Source organism: Mucilaginibacter sp. GW821-FHT07G05, assembly GCF_059418565.1.
This window is the reverse complement of record NZ_JBWKQC010000001.1, coordinates 404,419-421,754: the sequence shown is the minus strand read 5'-3', so window position 1 is coordinate 421,754 and position 17,336 is coordinate 404,419. Positions and strand designations below refer to the sequence as shown.

Sequence of the window (17,336 nt, the reverse complement as noted above, 5' to 3'; positions counted from 1 at the left end):
TATCAACTACTTATATCCAAGCCAACTTATTATAAACTTACGGCATATCGCTGATTTATGACCGACTTACCAAACCGGTTTTCACCCGTTGTTTGGGTAGTGTAGCCTATAACATTCATCGCCAAAAAACAAAGCACCCGGATGTTTAGCCGGGTGCTTTAAGTATTGATAAAAATTAAAACTGAATATTATTTACCGTTTATGGCTTGCGCGATAACAGGTATTTATGCTGCCCGGCCAGCACCAATTCGCCATGCTGATTATGTACGGTGGCCCTGGTTGTAACAATGCCTTTATCTTGCTGCGGGGTAAGTTCAATGATCTCTAAAGCCGGGTACAGCGTATCGCCCGAATGTACCTCTTTCAAAAAGCTGCACGATAATTCTAAAAAGCTTATAAAAACCGCGCCTATATAATGCGGAAATAATGTTGCACCCGGCGCGGTAAATGCTAATACCTGTAAACCATGCACCACCGGTGCGCTATGCCCGTATTTTTTAGCATAAACGGCATCATAATGTATGGGATGATTATCGCACGAAACAGTTTGAAAAGCGGAGGCGTGGGCATCGGTGAGGGTACGGCTTGGTGCACGAAACACATCGCCTATCTGCAAATCCTCGAATGTTTTTGCAAGCACAATCAAAAACTGATCGGGGTTGAAGTTGCCTGCTCCTGTTGTGGTATTGTTGATTACGTTTTCCATATTTTGATGATCTTTTTAGTTTAATTAATTATTGGTGCCTGCTTTTATTAAAACAGCGGTTAACTCAGCAGGTACAGATAGCGCAGGTGAATGACCGCTTTTTAGTTTATATACCTCGGTGATGCCCGCTGTGCTAATCATTTCGTTTTGCAATATTATGCCCACGCCGTTATCAAGCAAAGTTTCTACATAGCATTTGGGTACACTGCCAAAATTTTCTTTAGTTAATGTAACCGGGTTAGAGAATGGTGTAGCCGGTTCCGGGCGGTAATGATCGAGCAGTAATTTTTTTACTTTCGCTGACCCATCCTGACAAAAAATATGGGTTACCTGGTCGGCCTTTACGTCGAACAAGGTTTTGTCTGCCGATGGGATCAACGCCGCGCCAAGTAAAGATTGCTTATCCAGCAGTGAAATAGCATAAGCCGACTGACCGCTTACCGGCACATACGCCGCCACATAAATCAACTTTTCTATACGGCCAGGCATTCGTTCGGCTACGCCAGATATGATCATACCGCCCATACTGTGGCCTACCAGTACCACTTTACCTTTAACAGCATTGATTGCATTTACAACAGTAGTTATGTAAGTATCCATAGTTAGCTTATCGGCTTTAGTGGTATCGGTACCGTGGCCGGGCAGTTGAACGGTAATTACCCGCTGGCCATCTTTTTCCAGTTTGGCTTTTACCATTTGCCAGGCGTACGGAGCCTGCCATGCCCCATGTACCAACACGTAGGTTTTAACAGGCTTTTTTATCGTTGTAGCAGCATCGGCAGAAAGTGCACCGCCAATAATTAGAGGCAGCATGATCATTACAATTTTTTTAGCCAGATTTTTTAAATAAACCAAAGCATCAGCGTTTGAGTGTTTTACTAATTTTTCCATTTGAGTATAATTTACCCTGATAGGGCATTTACTATACCATCACGTCAAACAACTGATAAACAAATACTTAACACATCAACATAAAACAATATGCTTTACCACATAGCGTAATCTTACTTAGGTTAAGATTATATACTTCGCGGGGGCAGGAACAGGGCAACATAAACCAATCATAAATTAATGATATACCGTTAGCGAAAGAAAGCCGAATTCAGTATAGTGAACTCACTAACAGTACATTATAGTTTGGCAAGCCTTTAGCAGATAGCTATCAAAATATAAACACGATGGAAGATAACCAGGTATTGGCGCACATTAAAAACTTAACCGCCAAAGAAGAGGAACTATACGGCAAAGAAAATTTGACTGATGGTGACGTTAAAAAACTGCACCAGGTGAAATTGGAATTAGACCAATGCTGGGATTTATTGAGACAGCGCCGAGCGCTACGCGATGCCGGTGAAAACCCGGATAAGGCCGAGGCAAGAGCTATTGACAACATTGAAAACTATAAAAGATAAGTAACGTTATTATTTACAATAGCGAAATACAACATTGAGCAATAAGCATGGACGATATTACAGTAGTAAATAATAAAGATCAGTTGAGGTTGAAGTGCATCTTGACGGAGAGTATGGATATGTGGATTATCGTTTCTACAAAAAGAACATAGCGTTCATGCACACTTTTGTCCCGGATGCTTTTAAGGGCAAAGGTATCGCCTCAAAAATGGCTGTAGCGGCTTTAACCTTTGCCAAAGAACAGCATAAAAAGATAATGCTGTATTGCCCTTTTATGTCGAGGTATGTAAAAGAACATACCAAGTATTATGATTTGGTCGATACCACTTTTCATCCATCTTTTAAAATAACTCATTAAAATATCGACATCTGTTTATGAAAAATTTTCAATATGATTAAAATTAAAAAAAGGTAGGCGCTATTGCCTGCCTTTTTTAATTAGTGTAATTGAAGGTTTTGGTGTAATGTGTTGTGGTCGTATTTATTCAGTGGCCTTGGTGTAATCAAGTTCGCGCACTTTTACATCCTTACCATCTTGCAGTTCGTAATACTCTTCGGTATAGTGATTAGCGTCCACAATAGTCAGGATCCTTTTGTTTTGATTCTTTACTCCCGGTATCAATTCATCATCCCATTTATAAGTAAATCTATGCTTTGCCGCATCATAGTTTCCTGTTTGCACTTGAATATCACTTCCGATATGGTTATTGATGGATGTGGTATAGAATAGCTTTTTTACATTGTCAAACCCTTCCAACTCCATACCGCTATAATTGCCTTCTTTCATCTGCCCATCGACAATGGGGAGCTTTAATTTACCACCTGTAATCTCTACCGTATAAAATCGGCCATCATATATGGGCTTCCGGGTAAGTGTGCCTTTAACAAAAGATAATTTTGCATCCTGAAAGTTCCACGTTCCGGAAAGTTTGGCAAGCTCAGCGTGGTTTTTGCCCGGCCGTGAATAATCCAACATTTGGTTCATCACGTCGTTCGCGCCATTACTGGCTACGGGCTTAGTTGCAGGTTGCTGAGCAAAAAGCGCGACAGGCAACAACATACTACTAACTAAACCAATGCCATATTTAAACAATGTTTTTATTAGGTTCATCTCAAATTATTTAATAATAAAGCTTTATAAAAATGCTACAACTTTTTTAAATTTTTAATTGGTGGCCCAACTTTCTTAAAACCGTGTTCTTCCCTGAATTTATCCTGCTCGGCTTCCGTCATGTTTTTCGCGACACCTTCACTAACTTTAATAAAGAATTCCTCCATTTTTCCGGCAGGTTGAAAAAACTGTAATAACCGGCCTTCGCCATCTCCAATCTTGGCAAAACTATGCGGAATCATCCTGGGGCCGAATACGCTGTCGCCCGCTTTGGCATGATACGTTATTTCACCAATACGGATCAGGAACTCACCTTGCAAAACATACCACCATTCATCTTGGCTGAAGTGATAATGATGAGCCGGCCCGCCTTCTTTTGATCTGGTAGACTCGTAAACATACATATCGCCATCGGTATCGTTTGTAGATACTTTGGTGAAAAAGGTATCGCCTTCCATTAAGGTGATCGATTTTTGAGCACGATCTGCACCGGCATCAACTTTATAGCCGAGCTTCTGTCTGATCTTCATAAAACTTTTGCCAAGGCCATTAACAGATGCTGTTATCAAAGCACCGGTACCTATCAACATTGATATAAATCTGTCGCGTTTCATATGATGTATTTTATATCTTCTATTAACATGGTTTATTTGCAGTTGTAAGTAAAAGCATTGGTGCCAGCTCCGTTTATTGCCATGCTAACCGGTAACCCTTTGTCGTTGTATTCATAGGTAAGAGTTGCATTTATATCCGCTGGTGCCGCGCCACCCGTGGTGATAAGTTTCCCGGTAATTTTAACAGGGTTATTTTTGCTCAATATCGCGCATCGGCCTGCCCAAAAACGAAGTTTATCCAGGTTGTATGCCCCAAAACCGCTAAAATCGGCACCTATAAATTTCCAATATTTAGCGATAGCAACATATGGGGACGGTTTATCATCGTAAGTGATTTTCAGTAACTCATCAGATGTTTGTTTATAGTCAATACGACTTTCACCCGATGGGTAAACGGTTGTTTTTTTCGACCAATCGTAGATGATCTTTGCTTGTGTTACGTTGTCGTTATTGTCATAAACAAAAGCCAGTTCATATCTGAAAAGCACGAAACCATCATTATCCGTAGAACCGCTGCCTCTAAGCAAAACTGTAGTGAGGTGTTTCTTGGCATCGTCATATAAAAACTGATACAAAGAGTCGCTTTTCATGTTGTTAGGCGGGTTAGAGGCAACAAACACCTGATGCATGTAGCCGGGATTGCCATCATAAATATTCCCGCTGCCGCCGGTGTAACTATAGGTAATGTTTATATTACCATATAAATGATTCCCGTTACCATCAACCGCCGCCGAAGGATAGGCGTCAATAGCTTTAGTAGGTGTAATGGTTCTCACAAATGGGCCATAAAAATAGTTGGGGCCTGTCATTTTTATTAAAAGTCCTTTATCATCATACTCAAAATTACGGATTCCGAGTGCCTGATCTATATCACTCGCAATTGCGCATCCCGTAGGGTTTTCTACCAGCGGCATGGGGTTATCTGACGGTTTATTGCCGCAACCATATAAAGTAATTAACAGGCCACACATGAGGAATACGGCGAGTTTGAAACTTTGTTCGGGCTGCGCAGACGGAGTTAGTATCCGTTTAAATGTAAAATAGTTTTGAAGTGTTTTCATTGCTGGTAGATTTTAAGATAAATGATAGTGATTTTGTAAAATGCTCAAGAAAATAAGGAGTGTAATATTTCTCCCTTACAGCCGATATGTCTGTCCTATAGTTATTGGTTTAACCGTAGGATACCGGAATTAATTGAGCATAATTTTTATCACAAATAAACATTACCTGCATAAAAAACACTTTCGCATTTGTTGCAAATGCTTTCGTTTTTGTTGCATTTAGTATTAAAAAGCAACAAACAGATCAAAAAGTTAAACTGGTAATTAAAAATTATACCTCTGGCACCTTGCTTGGTGTGAAACCAAAATGGCGTGAGAAACTGGCAGAGAAACTTGCCGGGCTACTAAACCCAATCATGTAAGCCACTTCGGCTACGGTAGCCACGCGGCGTTCTAAAAGGTCGTGAGCGTACTGGAGGCGTACAATACGTATCAATTCGCCGGGGGCTTGCCCAGTAAGCGCCTTTAGTTTTCGGTGTAACTGTGTGCGGCTTAAACCAAGCTCAGTGGCTAATTGGTCGGCACTGTAACCCTCTTCATTCAAGTGACTTTCCACTGCCTGGCGTACACGAGTTATAAAATCCTGCTCGATAGACGGCAGCGATGAGGTTTCTTTAAACCATGAATCATGACGACCATAAAATTCGCGTAATTGGGTACGCACAGCCATCAGGTTTTCTATATGGGCAAATAGTTCGCGTTTGTCAAAGGGTTTGCCAAGGTAGGCATCGGCCCCGGTTTCAATACCTTGTACCCTGCTGTCAATATCGGCTTTTGCGGTTAATATAATGATGGGGATATGGCTGGTTCTTTCGTCGTGCTTTAAGTTAGTGCTTACCTGGTAACCGTCGAGCCGGGGCATCATTAAATCGGTTATAATTAAATTGGGCACATGTTTAAGGGCGAGCGCTATTCCTTCTTCTCCGTCCTGTGCGCATAATACCCGGTATTCGGGAGCGAGCGATTGGCTAATAAAATCCCTTAATTCATAGTGGTCTTCTATCAGCAATATGAGCGGTTTGCTATCATCGGCAATTGTTAAGACAGATTCATTGTCCTCAATAATTAAAGTATCCGGACTTGCCGGTTCGGGCAAAGATTCTGGCGGAATGGCCGCTGCCTGGTATGGCAGTTGAATATCGATCTCGGTAAATAAACCTTCCATACTCTTCGCATTCACACTGCCGCCGAGTACCTCCACCAGTTCCTTTACAATGGCCAGCCCTATGCCGGTGCCTTCTGCCGAACGGGTATCGGAAGGATCGGCCTGGTAAAAGCGGCTAAAAATATAGGGTAGTTTTTCAGTAGGGATGCCCTGCCCCGTATCGCGAATGGTGAAGCTTAAAGCAGAACCTTTTTGTTGTATAAATATTTCAATGCGGCCGTTATCGGTAAATTTTATAGCGTTCGAGATAAGGTTAAGGATGATCTTGTCCAACTTATCTTTGTCACTAAGTATCCAAAGCTGATCCATATCCGCTATCAACTTCAGCACTATACCCTTTTGTATAATTATTGAATTATAAGCATGAATATGGCTTTTTACAAGTGCTATCAGGTTAAAGGACTCGGCGTTAACTTCCATCAGGCCGTTTTCCAGTTTACTCAAGTCGAGTAACTGATTGATGAGCTGAAGCAGGCGATTAGCATTGTTAAGTATCAGGTTAAGATAACCCGGTACATTTTTATTGGCAGGATCATTTAACAACTCCCTCGCCGGGTTAATAATTAAAGTAAGCGGTGTTTTAAACTCATGGGTAATGTTGGTGAAAAAGCGCGATTTCGCCGCGTCCATTTCCTGAAGTTTACTGGCCTTTTCGCTCAATTCGGCTGTGCGTAATTGCACAAGCTCTTCTAATCGTTTGGCCTCAGCGGCTATTAAAGCACTTTTTTCCGCCTCTTGTGCAAGGTTTTGGCCAGATAGTTGCTCAACCTCTGCCAGTTTTTTACTGAGGTTTTGGTTGGTTCGTGCAAAATCGAGCGCAAGGTATAAAGAGAGGCAGATTGGTAGTAAAAGGTTGCCGGCACTCATCACAAATACCCGCATGGCATTGAGTTCGTATGTCCAAATGCCAAACACATCGCCCCAGGCAAAAAAGTATACTAAAATTACGGCAGCTTCTCCCGCAATAATCAACCATACTCCTTTATGTCTTCGTTTTACCAAATGATAGGCCGACAGAAGGCCATCCAGCACACAAATAAAAAATACCACCGAGAAATAATCATTTGAAGGCAGAACAAGTTCGGCGAAAGATCTCAAAAAATAAAGGATCAGGTAAAATGCGCTTACAATACTTAACGCGATAAAGCGCCAGCGCGGTACGCGGCCATAATCAAGTATATACAAAAGCGCTACACCCGACCACATCAGCGATACCTTGCATGTAAACGTTAACAACTCTGCCCAAAACTGTACTGTAGGGAAACTGGTGAGGTAAAATAAATACGCCCCAATACCATTAATGCCTACCAGCAACACAAATACCGCGGAATATAAATTGAGTTTTTGCTTTGGATAAAAAAGGAACAGCAGGAAATGTAAAAGCCCTAATATGATCTCGGCAGCCGCGAATATGGGTACAAAACCCAGCAACTGTTTACCGCTTGTTAACTGTTTGGCACGGTTGGTATAATCGCTTATCCAAACCTGGAAACCTAAAAAATCCGGAAAGACACCAAAAAAGTTTGAGTAATGTATGGCGATCAAATGCGGGCGCGTATCATTGAACCATAGGGGAATCAGCTCGCGTGGGGCGCGGATGGCCTCCATTTCCTGTGCCGAATTACCTACTTTTCCATAACCGCCGACAGGTCTGCCGTCTACAAAGATCTCGGATGCGCCATCGTGGTTGATGCGGAGCGCCAATTTTTTGTTCACAAGTCCTGTGTCAATCTTAACCCACAGGGCAAACCAACCTATCCCCTGCCAGCTCGGCGGCGCCTTAAGTTTTGAGAACGAAGTATTTCGTATGGTATCCCAGCCTGTAGTATTTAGTAAAGAATGATTGTCTTTAGGCAACTCCCCGGCATGAAAATACCAAAGCGAATCAATTAAGGTAATCTGATATAGTTTATCAAACTTATGGCCATCAATCTCACTAACCACAGCCTGCCCGTACGACCGGTTATAACTGCACAAAAACAGGCAGCCTAATATTACGAACCGTACGAATTTGTTTGAAAGCATATTTTTGATACAGGTACCAAATCAAAAATAACCCATTCATTATCAAATTCAAAGGTTTATTCTATATATACATTAAGCACTATTCAAATGCAGACCGCTTCGGCTGTTGATATAAACAAGAAAGCCCCTAAAAAGGGGCCTTGCTATTTTATTAAAATTGTTGATTATTTAAATACTGAGTGCACGTTGGTGATCTTCCAGCCGCTACCGGTGTTTGATACGGTGACCAGGTTGCTGCGGGTAAAGCCATTGTACTCCATATCTACTTTTACTATGGCAACTTCGCCATTGTTTTCAACTGTTGAAGAACTTACTTTGCACTCCTGCTCGATATTTTCGTTTGTTTTCAAGTAGTCAACCATTTGAGTTTTGCTAAATGAAAGCACTTTGTTACCGCGCATCATGCTGAATTTTACACTGCTGTCAAGTACGTCTGTAAGACCTTCAACTTTGCCGTGGGTAAGGGCATCTATGTAAGTAGATACTGCGTGATCTTTGGTTAATTTTGCAACTTCGTCTGCTTTAACTACATTGGTTGCTATGATTAAGGCTAAGCCTAAAAATATTGATTTTAAAGTTTTCATGATATTGGTATTTAAGGTGTTATGTAAAATATTTAATTGTTTAATTTATATCTATAAGACAGTAGCACCTTAACAAACGTTACAAAAAAAATAAAAAAAATTTAAGAATAGTAAATCAGTGATTATTTCAGCGGCATAAAGCCGGATCGGTAATTTCCGCAGGACTTATATACGGTATATTCAGCGGAACTCCGCGCAGCACAAACCATAAACCCAAGCATAGCATAAAATACGGAACGGCTTTATTCAACCTGTTGCGTACTGTTACAGTTAGTAACCCGGCGCCGAGCGTGGCCGCCAGCATTAAAGGTAAAGTGCCAATACCGAACCAAAACATATATTGTACCGACAATATAACGGTTGGGGTGTTTACAGCGCCAATTAAGGCGAGGTATACAAAACCACATGGCAGTAACCCGTTGAGCATGCCTATATAGAGGTGCCCGTTTTTTTGAGTAACAGCCCTAACGATAAACCTATTGATCAGTGACGGAAACTCGGATAATCTTTTGGTTTTTAAAGAATGTAGGTTTAATAGCTTTGAACACGCCACTCCTATAATAAGTACACCGCTAATAATGCTGATGCTTTGCTGCGCGCCAAACAGCCATATTTGTTTACCTATAATCCCGGTTATCAAGCCCAATAATGAGTAGCTTATGGTACGCCCTATTTGATAAATAAACTTGTCCCACACCAATAACCACCGCGACCTGCCCGTAAAAGGCACGGCAAACGCGAGCGGACCGCACATCCCTACGCAATGCACGCTGCCAAATAAGCCGATAAAAAATGCCACCTCATTGGTGCTCATGGCAGGTATACTTCTTTTTTATATAGGTATTGATTGTTATTAGCTATCCATTCAAATGTTAATTGCCATTGACCGGTTTTTAACCGGGTTAACGGAATGCGGACTATATTTTCGCTGTCAACATCCAGATAATACTTCTCATCCATATTACGGTCAGACGGTCGTGCGAACGTAACCTGCCCCTTTACAGGCGTTCTGAAATGGATGAGCGCTTCGGCGCCCTTAAATTCTATTACAGGTTGTGCTTTATCTTTTATTACCTGCTGTGCCCGCTTGTAATCTTTATCATAGGCCAAGCCTTTTTCGTAATACTGCTTATCGTAATCATCGGCCGGTTGACTAAACATGGCTACAACCATCACTATGATGAATAGCATAAAGCAAACCATGCCTATTACTATTCCTTTACCCCAATTCATTTTCATTTGCTTACCTCCCCGTTTACCGGACCTATAAATGTGGTACTGATACTTCCCGCATCTGTTTTATTCTGCATAATATGTAATGTGATATCGGTTTTGGCGCTGCGGATATTTGCTTCCGGTATCAGTAAAAAGAATACGATCTTGCTTGTTTCCTCTTTTTTAAGTATCCCGGGTACCTGTATGTATTTGATCTTTACAGCCGGATCATCGACCACCAATTCGATACGTTGGTCTGCATTGGTTTTATTGGTAACCTCGGCATTATAAAGGTTACTTATATACCCGTCGGGCTGTTCCTGGTATAGCATCCCTGCCGAACGCATAATGGTTACATCAACAGGGCTTCGCTGTAATACGAAATAGGTTAATACCCCCAATAAAGCAACTATCACAGTACTATAGGCCGCCATACGTGTATTAAAAGTGGGCTTCTTGTTTTCCCTGATCATTTCTTCGGAATAGAAACCCACCAGGTTAAGCGGTTTATTAATTTTAGCCATCACCTGGTTACAGGCATCTATACAGGCAGTACAATTAATACATTCTAACTGCGTGCCATTACGTATATCTATACCGGTTGGGCAAACGGCCACGCATAGGTCGCAATCCACACAGTCGCCTTTGGGTGTGGCTTCCGCTTCCTTTTTTGATAACTTGCCCCTTGGCTCGCCTCTTAAAAAGTTATAAGCGACCACAAGGGTATGCTTATCCGTCAACACACCCTGCAACCTGCCATAGGGACAAATAACCGTACATATAAGTTCACGCGCCTGACTGTAAACAAGGTAAAACACCGCGGTAAAGATCCATATACTGATAAAACCCGTCCAATGCAAACCAATCGGTTCACTAACAATACTAATAAGCTGTTCGCTGCCAACAATATAGGCCAGGAACGTATTGGCTATTAAGAATGATAGTATTATAAAAAGAGAGTGCTTCGCCCCTTTCTTTAACAGCTTTTCGTTAGTCCACGGGCCTTCATCCAGCTTGCGGCGTTTTTGAGGTTGCCCTTCTATCCATATCTCTATCTTACGGAAAACCATCTCCATAAAAATGGTTTGCGGACAGATCCATCCGCAAAAAATACGACCAAAGGCGATGGTGAACAATATGATACACACCATACCCACCAGCATTACCAGTACAAAGAGTATGGAATCCTGCGGCCAAAAAACCTGTCCGAGCAAAACAAATCGCCTTTCCATAAAATTCAGCAATAGCAAAGGATTGCCATTAATACGGATGAAAGGCCCGGCAAAAAACAACAGCAGGTAAGCGTAACTAAGCCAGCTGCGATAGTTATACAGCTTGCCTTTGCGTACCAGCGGATATAACCACTTGCGGCCGCCTGCGGCTGTTGTATTGGGTTGCCCGGTAATTGGTGTGCTTAACATTTTAATGGGTTACTACCATCGCCGTTTTAGCTGACGCGCCTTCATCATTACCTTCCTTATCGCCTTGCGGCTCTTTAGCATTTGCCGGATGGGTGCCGTGTAACGATTTTATATAGTTGGCTACATCGGCAATTTGTTTAGGGGATAACTGTTTCTCCCATGTAGGCATCCCTTTTGCCTGCACACCATATTTAATGGTTTTAAACAGGTCGGATATTTTACCGCCGTGCAGCCAATACTCATCGGTTAAATTGGGGCCAACCATGCCCTGTCCTTTATCGCCATGGCAGGCGGCGCAATTTTGCTTGAAGATATTGCCGCCCTCTGTAAGTACCGCTGCATCGGTTGATAGCTTTACCGTATTCTCGTCGACCCGGTTTGCCGATTTGGCCAGATAGGCCTCTTTCTCTTTATTGGCGAGCGCTACCTCATTACGATATTCCTCATCTTGCAGGGGAGCGAGTTCAAACACATGATAAACCAACAAATAAGCTGCTGCCGCTATAATAGAGGTGTAAAATAAACCCATGAACCATGTTGGCGTAGGATTATCCAGTTCCTGTATCCCATCGTAATCGTGCTCTATCAATATTGATTTTTCTTCAGATAATGGTTTGAGCGACAAGAGTTTTTCTACTATTGTTTTTTTAGGTTTCACAGGCAGTGCCAATGTAGCCTCATCGTTTTCCAGTTCATCAGCAGTAACCGGGGCAAGTACTTTGGTAAGCACTTTAAAGGTGTGCAGCAACATCAACATTGCGCCAAGCAATAGCAACAATACCAGTACTATTGCGCCGAAACCCCAATAGTTCATCAACTCACCGGTGGTCAGTTCCGCAGGAGCGTCGTCGGCAAATACAGGTTGCACTATCGCTGTTAAAATTAATAACGCAGGAAAAAGCTTTTTCATAAACCGATCCTTTCCATTTCTGCCGCGCCATCGTTCAAGGGTAAATTGCTCATATAATTAACATGGTTTCGTCGTACACGTATCAACAAGATGGTCACCACTATAAAAAATACGAGGAACAGGCCCAATGATGATATCAGGTAAACCTCGTTACCCTTTATATTTTCTGTAAATTGCTTAAACATGATGCTTAGTTATTATTGGCGGTTTTACTTGCTTTTATATCGATCCCCATGCGTTGCAGGTAAGCTATCAGGGCGATGATCTCTTTGTCGCTTTTTACCTTTATTTTATCTTTTGACAGATTTAAGGCGATTGCCTGCGCCTGTGCATCCAGTTCACGATTCGCAATTCTTTCGTAACCGGCTTTATATGGTACGCCCAATTTGCGCATGGCATTTATTTTGGCAGCGGTATTGGTAGTATCCAGTTGCTGAGTGATCAGCCAATCGTAAGCAGGCATAATACTTCCGGGCGACATTAACCTTGGATCCATCAAGTGATTAAAATGCCAGGCATCGCCATACTTCCCTCCTTCACGGGCCAGATCTGGCCCGGTACGTTTTGATCCCCACAAGAACGGATGGTCGTATACAAACTCACCGGCTTTGCTGTAATCACCGTAACGTTCCGTTTCTGAACGGAAAGGCCTCACCGTTTGCGAGTGGCAGTTAACACATCCTTCCCTGATGTAAATATCCCGGCCTTGTAATTCCAGCGGTGAATAGGGTTTAACGCTGGCAATGGTAGGCACGTTTGATGATATGGTAAATGTTGGGATGAGCTCAATAACGCTGCCTATCAGGATAACAATGAGTGAGAACACCATCAGTTTTACAGGTCGGCGTTCTAAACGGCGGTGCCATTTTTCCTGGTGCTGGTCAACATGTAAAGGCGCAAGCGGAATGGCTTCGGCACCCTCATTGGCCACTAATTTTCCCTGTGCCGCGGTACGCACCAGATTGTAGGCCATAATAATAACTCCTGCAAGATACAATGCCCCACCAACCGAACGCATAACGTGCATAGGGATAATGCGCAGTGTGGTTTCTAAAAAGTTAGGGTATTTCAACATGCCCTCCGCAGTAAACTCTTTCAGCATAAGGCCTTGGGTAAACCCTGCCCAATACATAGGTACGGCGTAGAAAAGGATGCCCAGTGTGCCTATCCAAAAATGGAACGCGGCCAGCTTTTTTGAGAAAAGTTCGGTTCTATAAATGCGTGGTATCAGCCAATACAGTATAGCAAAGGTTAAAAATCCATTCCAGCCTAAGGCGCCAACGTGTACGTGTGCCACAATCCAATCGGTAAAGTGACCGATGGCGTTTACCTTTTTAAGCGATAACATTGGCCCTTCAAACGTGGCCATACCGTACGCGGTAAGCCCCACTACCATAAACTTCAGCACCACGTCATCACGTACTTTATCCCATGCACCGCGTAGAGTAAGCAGTCCGTTGATCATACCACCCCAGCTTGGCGCTATCAGCATAATAGAAAACGCAACACCTAAAGATTGCGCCCAGCCCGGCAATGAGGTATACAGCAAGTGGTGCGGGCCGGCCCATATATAGATGAATATCAGCGCCCAAAAGTGCAGTATACTTAGTTTATAGGAGTAGATAGGGCGGTTGGCCATCTTAGGCAAAAAGTAGTACATCATACCCAGGTATGGTGTTGTTAAAAAGAACGCCACCGCGTTGTGCCCGTACCACCATTGCACCAGGGCATCCTGCACACCGGCGTATAAGTAATAGCTTTTAATAGCCGAAATTGGCAACTCGAACGAGTTAACAATATGCAACACCGCTATGGTTACAAACGTGGCAATGTAAAACCAAATGGCAACATACAAATGTCGTTCGCGGCGTTTTATAATGGTACCGAACATGTTTACACCGAAAACCACCCATATCAATGTAATGGCGATATCTATGGGCCATTCCAGTTCAGCGTATTCGTGCGATGTGGTAATGCCTAAAGGTAATGTAAGTACAGCCGCCAGTATAATAAGCTGCCATCCCCAAAAGTGTACCTTACTTAACACATCGCTAAACATGCGGGCTTTTAGCAGCCTTTGCAGGGAATAATATACGCCCATAAATATGGCATTGCCCACAAAGGCGAATATAACGGCATTAGTGTGCAGCGGCCGGATACGGCCAAACGTGGTATACTGGTTACCCATGTTGGCCGCCGGATGGTAAAGCTGAATGGCCACCAGCAGGCCTACCGTCATACCGATAATGCCCCATACAACCGTGGCAATACCAAAATTGCGAACGATCTTATTGTCATAGTAAAATTTTTCGGGTTGCATATGTATTAATTAGTGCTTGTATTTAATGGTGTAAAATTATTGAGCCTGCCCTACCGGCAGAATGACAGCGGTTGGCTAAAAGGGTGAGATGAATCACTTTTTTAATTCATCGCTGGCCTCGTCATCCAGCAATATCCTTACCGATGGGGTGTAAAGATCGTCGTGCTGACCGCTGCGTTGCGCCCAGAAAAAAGCGCCCAAAAAAGCGAGCGCGAGTACAATACTGCACCCGATGAGGAAGTAAATGATGGTCATGACAGTTTTCTGTTTTTTGCCGCTAAATGTGTGGCAATGCTGGTGAATGATATGATGGTCGCCGTGCTTAATGGCATCAGGATAGCGGCCGTTAAAGGCGATAGCTTACCGGTAACCGCATAACTTAAACCAATAAAATTATAGGTAAGCGAAATGAAGAACGAGATGTAAATGATAGTGACCGTATCTTTAGAGAACTGCAAAAAGGCAGGCAGCTTACTTAATGAAGTACCATCCAGAATAGCATCGCTCCCCGGCGAAAAATTATTGACATTGTCGGTCACCGCCACACCCAGGTCGCTTTGCTTTAACGCGCCCGAATCATTGAGCCCGTCGCCTATCATCATTACTTTGTTACCGCCATGTTGCAGCTGTTTAACAAAATCGAGCTTTTGCTGCGGCGACTTGCCGAATTGCATATGCTCATCTGTAAAATAAGGCAAAAGCTGGTTTCGCTCATGATCCTGGTCGCCCGATAAAAGAAATGTATTGTACACAGAACTTAAAGAGGTTACATGCTTTAAACCATCACGATAGGTTTGCGTAAAACCGAAATAACCGAGGTATTCGCTGTTGATCATCAAATGTACCTGCGTGGTGTTTACCGTTTGAATGCTATACCCGCCCACTACAAACTCTAAACTGCCTATACGGATAACATCCTCACCTATTTGAGCTGATATACCCCTCCCTGCCGTTTCATGGTAAGCGGCGATGGGCATAATAGCCATTGCCCCCAAGTGCCTGCAAATTTGCCTGCTCAATGGGTGCCCCGAGTTATTGCATACATTATAGATCAGTTTTCGTTGGTAGGCAGATAGCGTGGCTACTTCGCTAATGGTATTATCGCCTGCTATGGTAATGGTACCGGTTTTATCAAATACAAGCGTATTTATGCGGGCAAGCTGCTCAACAACAGCCGTATTCTTTAAATAAAACCGGTTACGATCAAACACCCCCAGCGCTGCCGACATGGTGAAGGGCGTACTCAGCGCGAGCGCGCATGGGCAAGCCACTATAAGCACAGCAGTAAATGCTGATAAGCCTCTTTGCCAGTTTGATCCTAACCAAAAAAAGAGCGAGCCGAAAGCTATAGTTAGCAGCACGATAGTAAAATACCGGCTTACCCTTTCGTTAAAGGTTTGCATGCGGTTATCCTGCTGCCGGGTAAAAGCTTCGTTGTTCCATAATTGGGTAAGATAGCTTTGCGATACCTGTTTAATTACTTCCAGTTCCAATGCTTCGCCCATTTGCCTGCCCCCGGCGTAGATTACCTCGCCCAGGGTTTTATTTACAGGTATTGATTCGCCGGTTACAAAGCTGAAATCAATGCGTGCATTCCCTTTCAGCAAAATCGCATCGGCAGGTATAATTTCGTTGTGACGGATACGGATCCGTTGGCCAATTTCAATATTAGAAAGCTGCACCGGTTTCTCAACACCATCCTCTATCACTTGCACAGCCACCGGGAAAAACGAACGGTAATCGCGCTCGAACGAAATATGGTAATAGGTTTTACGTTGCACAAACTTGCCAACCAACAGAAAAAACACCAGGCCGCAAAGCGTATCGGCAAAACCCGCGCCTTGTTTGGTAAGTATCTCTGCTACGGTGCGTATAAAAAGCACCGCGATACCCAAAGCCAGCGGAAAATCAATATTTAAAACCTTGTTACGCAGGCTTGTATAAGCCGATGTAAAATATTCGGCGCCGCTATAAAGAGTAACCGGTAATGCAAACAATATATTTAACCAGCCGAAAAGTTGCTTAAATGAATGCTCATATTCAGATAAACCCAGGTATTCGGGAAAGCTTAACAGCATTACGTTGCCGAAGCAAAAACCTGCCACGGCAATTTTCTGCACCAGTTTATCGCTCTGCCCGGTATGTTGTTTTTTAACAATATCCTGTAGGCTGATCAATGGCTCGTAACCAATATCAAACAGTAGTTCAACAACTTGCCTTAAAGAAATTTCAGCATTGGTGAAACGAATGTTAACCTGCTTTTTCAGAAAATCAATCCGGCTGTGGTAGATCGCCGGATTGATACGGTTAAGTTGCTCCAGCAGCCAGATGCACGAACTGCAATGAATATGCGGTATATAAAAGGTGATAATGGTGACCTGACCGTCGGTATAATCAATAAGGTCGCCTATAATGGCAGGATCATCCAAATATTCAAAACGCTTATCAAGACTTGCACGGTTGGCACCCGGATGATCGTTAAAGTTGTAGTAACTGCACAGGCCGCTTTGCGACAATATCTGATAAACGCCTTTGCACCCGGCGCAGCAAAACTGCTTTTCATCTATATGATAAGTATTGGCGTTGCAGTCGTTACCGCAATGGTAACAGCTTGTTTTTGTAATAGTATCTATCATGGATAAAATTTCTACTACAAAAATGCCCCGCAATTACCATGTTTTAAATGATGACGGTAGCCGCTAAAAACTGACGGATATCACATTTTAGAACATATACTGAGTGAATGAATTTAAAATTCCGGATGGAATGAACTTAGTTAAGATAGTAGAATA

Annotated in this window: 17 protein-coding genes; 2 read left to right on the top strand and 15 right to left on the bottom strand. The window is 42.9% G+C overall.

What is annotated here, in order from left to right; translation table 11 throughout:
* Positions 1 to 199 precede the first annotated feature (199 nt).
* A complete protein-coding gene (locus AC07NA_RS01665; protein WP_494895117.1) occupies positions 200 to 706 on the bottom strand; it encodes a MaoC family dehydratase in 507 nt (168 codons plus the stop codon).
* Between the two features lie 24 nt (positions 707 to 730).
* Positions 731 to 1,597: an alpha/beta fold hydrolase gene (locus AC07NA_RS01660; RefSeq protein ID WP_494895115.1), complete on the bottom strand. Its 867-nt coding sequence runs from the start codon at positions 1,595 to 1,597 to the stop codon at positions 731 to 733.
* 287 nt (positions 1,598 to 1,884) lie between these two features.
* Here AC07NA_RS01660 and AC07NA_RS01655 point away from each other — a divergent pair, with 287 nt between their 5' ends.
* Together AC07NA_RS01655 and AC07NA_RS01650 are read left to right on the top strand one after the other, a co-directional pair.
* Positions 1,885 to 2,118: a DUF2630 family protein gene (locus tag AC07NA_RS01655; RefSeq protein ID WP_494895113.1), complete on the top strand. Its 234-nt coding sequence runs from the start codon at positions 1,885 to 1,887 to the stop codon at positions 2,116 to 2,118.
* A gap of 94 nt (positions 2,119 to 2,212) precedes the next feature.
* Positions 2,213 to 2,476, top strand: a complete 264-nt coding sequence (locus AC07NA_RS01650; RefSeq protein WP_494895111.1) for a GNAT family N-acetyltransferase — start codon at positions 2,213 to 2,215, stop codon at positions 2,474 to 2,476.
* Positions 2,477 to 2,599: 123 nt separating this feature from the next.
* Here the strand turns inward: AC07NA_RS01650 and AC07NA_RS01645 are convergent, their stop codons facing one another.
* The 13 genes from AC07NA_RS01645 to AC07NA_RS01585 all read right to left on the bottom strand — a co-directional run bounded on the left by AC07NA_RS01645 (position 2,600) and on the right by AC07NA_RS01585 (position 17,180).
* Positions 2,600 to 3,229: a DUF1579 family protein gene (locus AC07NA_RS01645; protein WP_494895109.1), complete on the bottom strand. Its 630-nt coding sequence runs from the start codon at positions 3,227 to 3,229 to the stop codon at positions 2,600 to 2,602.
* Positions 3,230 to 3,264: 35 nt separating this feature from the next.
* Positions 3,265 to 3,843: a cupin domain-containing protein gene (locus tag AC07NA_RS01640; RefSeq protein ID WP_494895107.1), complete on the bottom strand. Its 579-nt coding sequence runs from the start codon at positions 3,841 to 3,843 to the stop codon at positions 3,265 to 3,267.
* A gap of 32 nt (positions 3,844 to 3,875) precedes the next feature.
* Positions 3,876 to 4,904, bottom strand: a complete 1,029-nt coding sequence (locus AC07NA_RS01635; protein ID WP_494895105.1) for a hypothetical protein — start codon at positions 4,902 to 4,904, stop codon at positions 3,876 to 3,878.
* Between the two features lie 271 nt (positions 4,905 to 5,175).
* Entirely contained in the window at positions 5,176 to 8,094 is a 2,919-nt protein-coding gene (locus AC07NA_RS01630) for an ATP-binding protein (protein WP_494895103.1), read from the bottom strand.
* A 164-nt stretch (positions 8,095 to 8,258) separates the two neighbouring features.
* Complete coding sequence (locus AC07NA_RS01625; RefSeq protein ID WP_494895101.1) at positions 8,259 to 8,678, bottom strand: nuclear transport factor 2 family protein; 420 nt, start codon at positions 8,676 to 8,678, stop codon at positions 8,259 to 8,261.
* Between the two features lie 127 nt (positions 8,679 to 8,805).
* On the bottom strand, positions 8,806 to 9,492 hold the full coding sequence (locus AC07NA_RS01620; protein ID WP_494895099.1) for a sulfite exporter TauE/SafE family protein: 687 nt from the start codon (positions 9,490 to 9,492) through the stop codon (positions 8,806 to 8,808).
* A complete protein-coding gene (locus AC07NA_RS01615) occupies positions 9,489 to 9,917 on the bottom strand; it encodes a FixH family protein (protein ID WP_494895097.1) in 429 nt (142 codons plus the stop codon). The genes AC07NA_RS01620 and AC07NA_RS01615 overlap by 4 nt, the downstream gene beginning before the upstream one ends.
* On the bottom strand, positions 9,914 to 11,314 hold the full coding sequence (ccoG, locus tag AC07NA_RS01610; RefSeq protein WP_494895095.1) for a cytochrome c oxidase accessory protein CcoG: 1,401 nt from the start codon (positions 11,312 to 11,314) through the stop codon (positions 9,914 to 9,916). Before ccoG ends, AC07NA_RS01615 begins: the two co-directional genes overlap by 4 nt.
* A gap of 1 nt (position 11,315) precedes the next feature.
* Complete coding sequence (locus AC07NA_RS01605; protein WP_494895093.1) at positions 11,316 to 12,224, bottom strand: cbb3-type cytochrome c oxidase N-terminal domain-containing protein; 909 nt, start codon at positions 12,222 to 12,224, stop codon at positions 11,316 to 11,318.
* Entirely contained in the window at positions 12,221 to 12,409 is a 189-nt protein-coding gene (locus AC07NA_RS01600) for a hypothetical protein (protein WP_345209373.1), read from the bottom strand. The genes AC07NA_RS01605 and AC07NA_RS01600 overlap by 4 nt, the downstream gene beginning before the upstream one ends.
* Positions 12,410 to 12,414: 5 nt before the next feature.
* The gene (ccoN, locus tag AC07NA_RS01595; RefSeq protein ID WP_494895091.1) at positions 12,415 to 14,544 is read right to left on the bottom strand and encodes a cytochrome-c oxidase, cbb3-type subunit I; all 2,130 of its coding nucleotides are present in this window, start codon (positions 14,542 to 14,544) and stop codon (positions 12,415 to 12,417) included.
* A gap of 93 nt (positions 14,545 to 14,637) precedes the next feature.
* On the bottom strand, positions 14,638 to 14,799 hold the full coding sequence (gene ccoS, locus AC07NA_RS01590; protein WP_494895089.1) for a cbb3-type cytochrome oxidase assembly protein CcoS: 162 nt from the start codon (positions 14,797 to 14,799) through the stop codon (positions 14,638 to 14,640).
* Positions 14,796 to 17,180 (bottom strand): heavy metal translocating P-type ATPase, encoded by a 2,385-nt coding sequence (locus AC07NA_RS01585; RefSeq protein WP_494895087.1) that lies wholly within the window; start codon positions 17,178 to 17,180, stop codon positions 14,796 to 14,798. Before AC07NA_RS01585 ends, ccoS begins: the two co-directional genes overlap by 4 nt.
* Positions 17,181 to 17,336 lie beyond the last annotated feature (156 nt).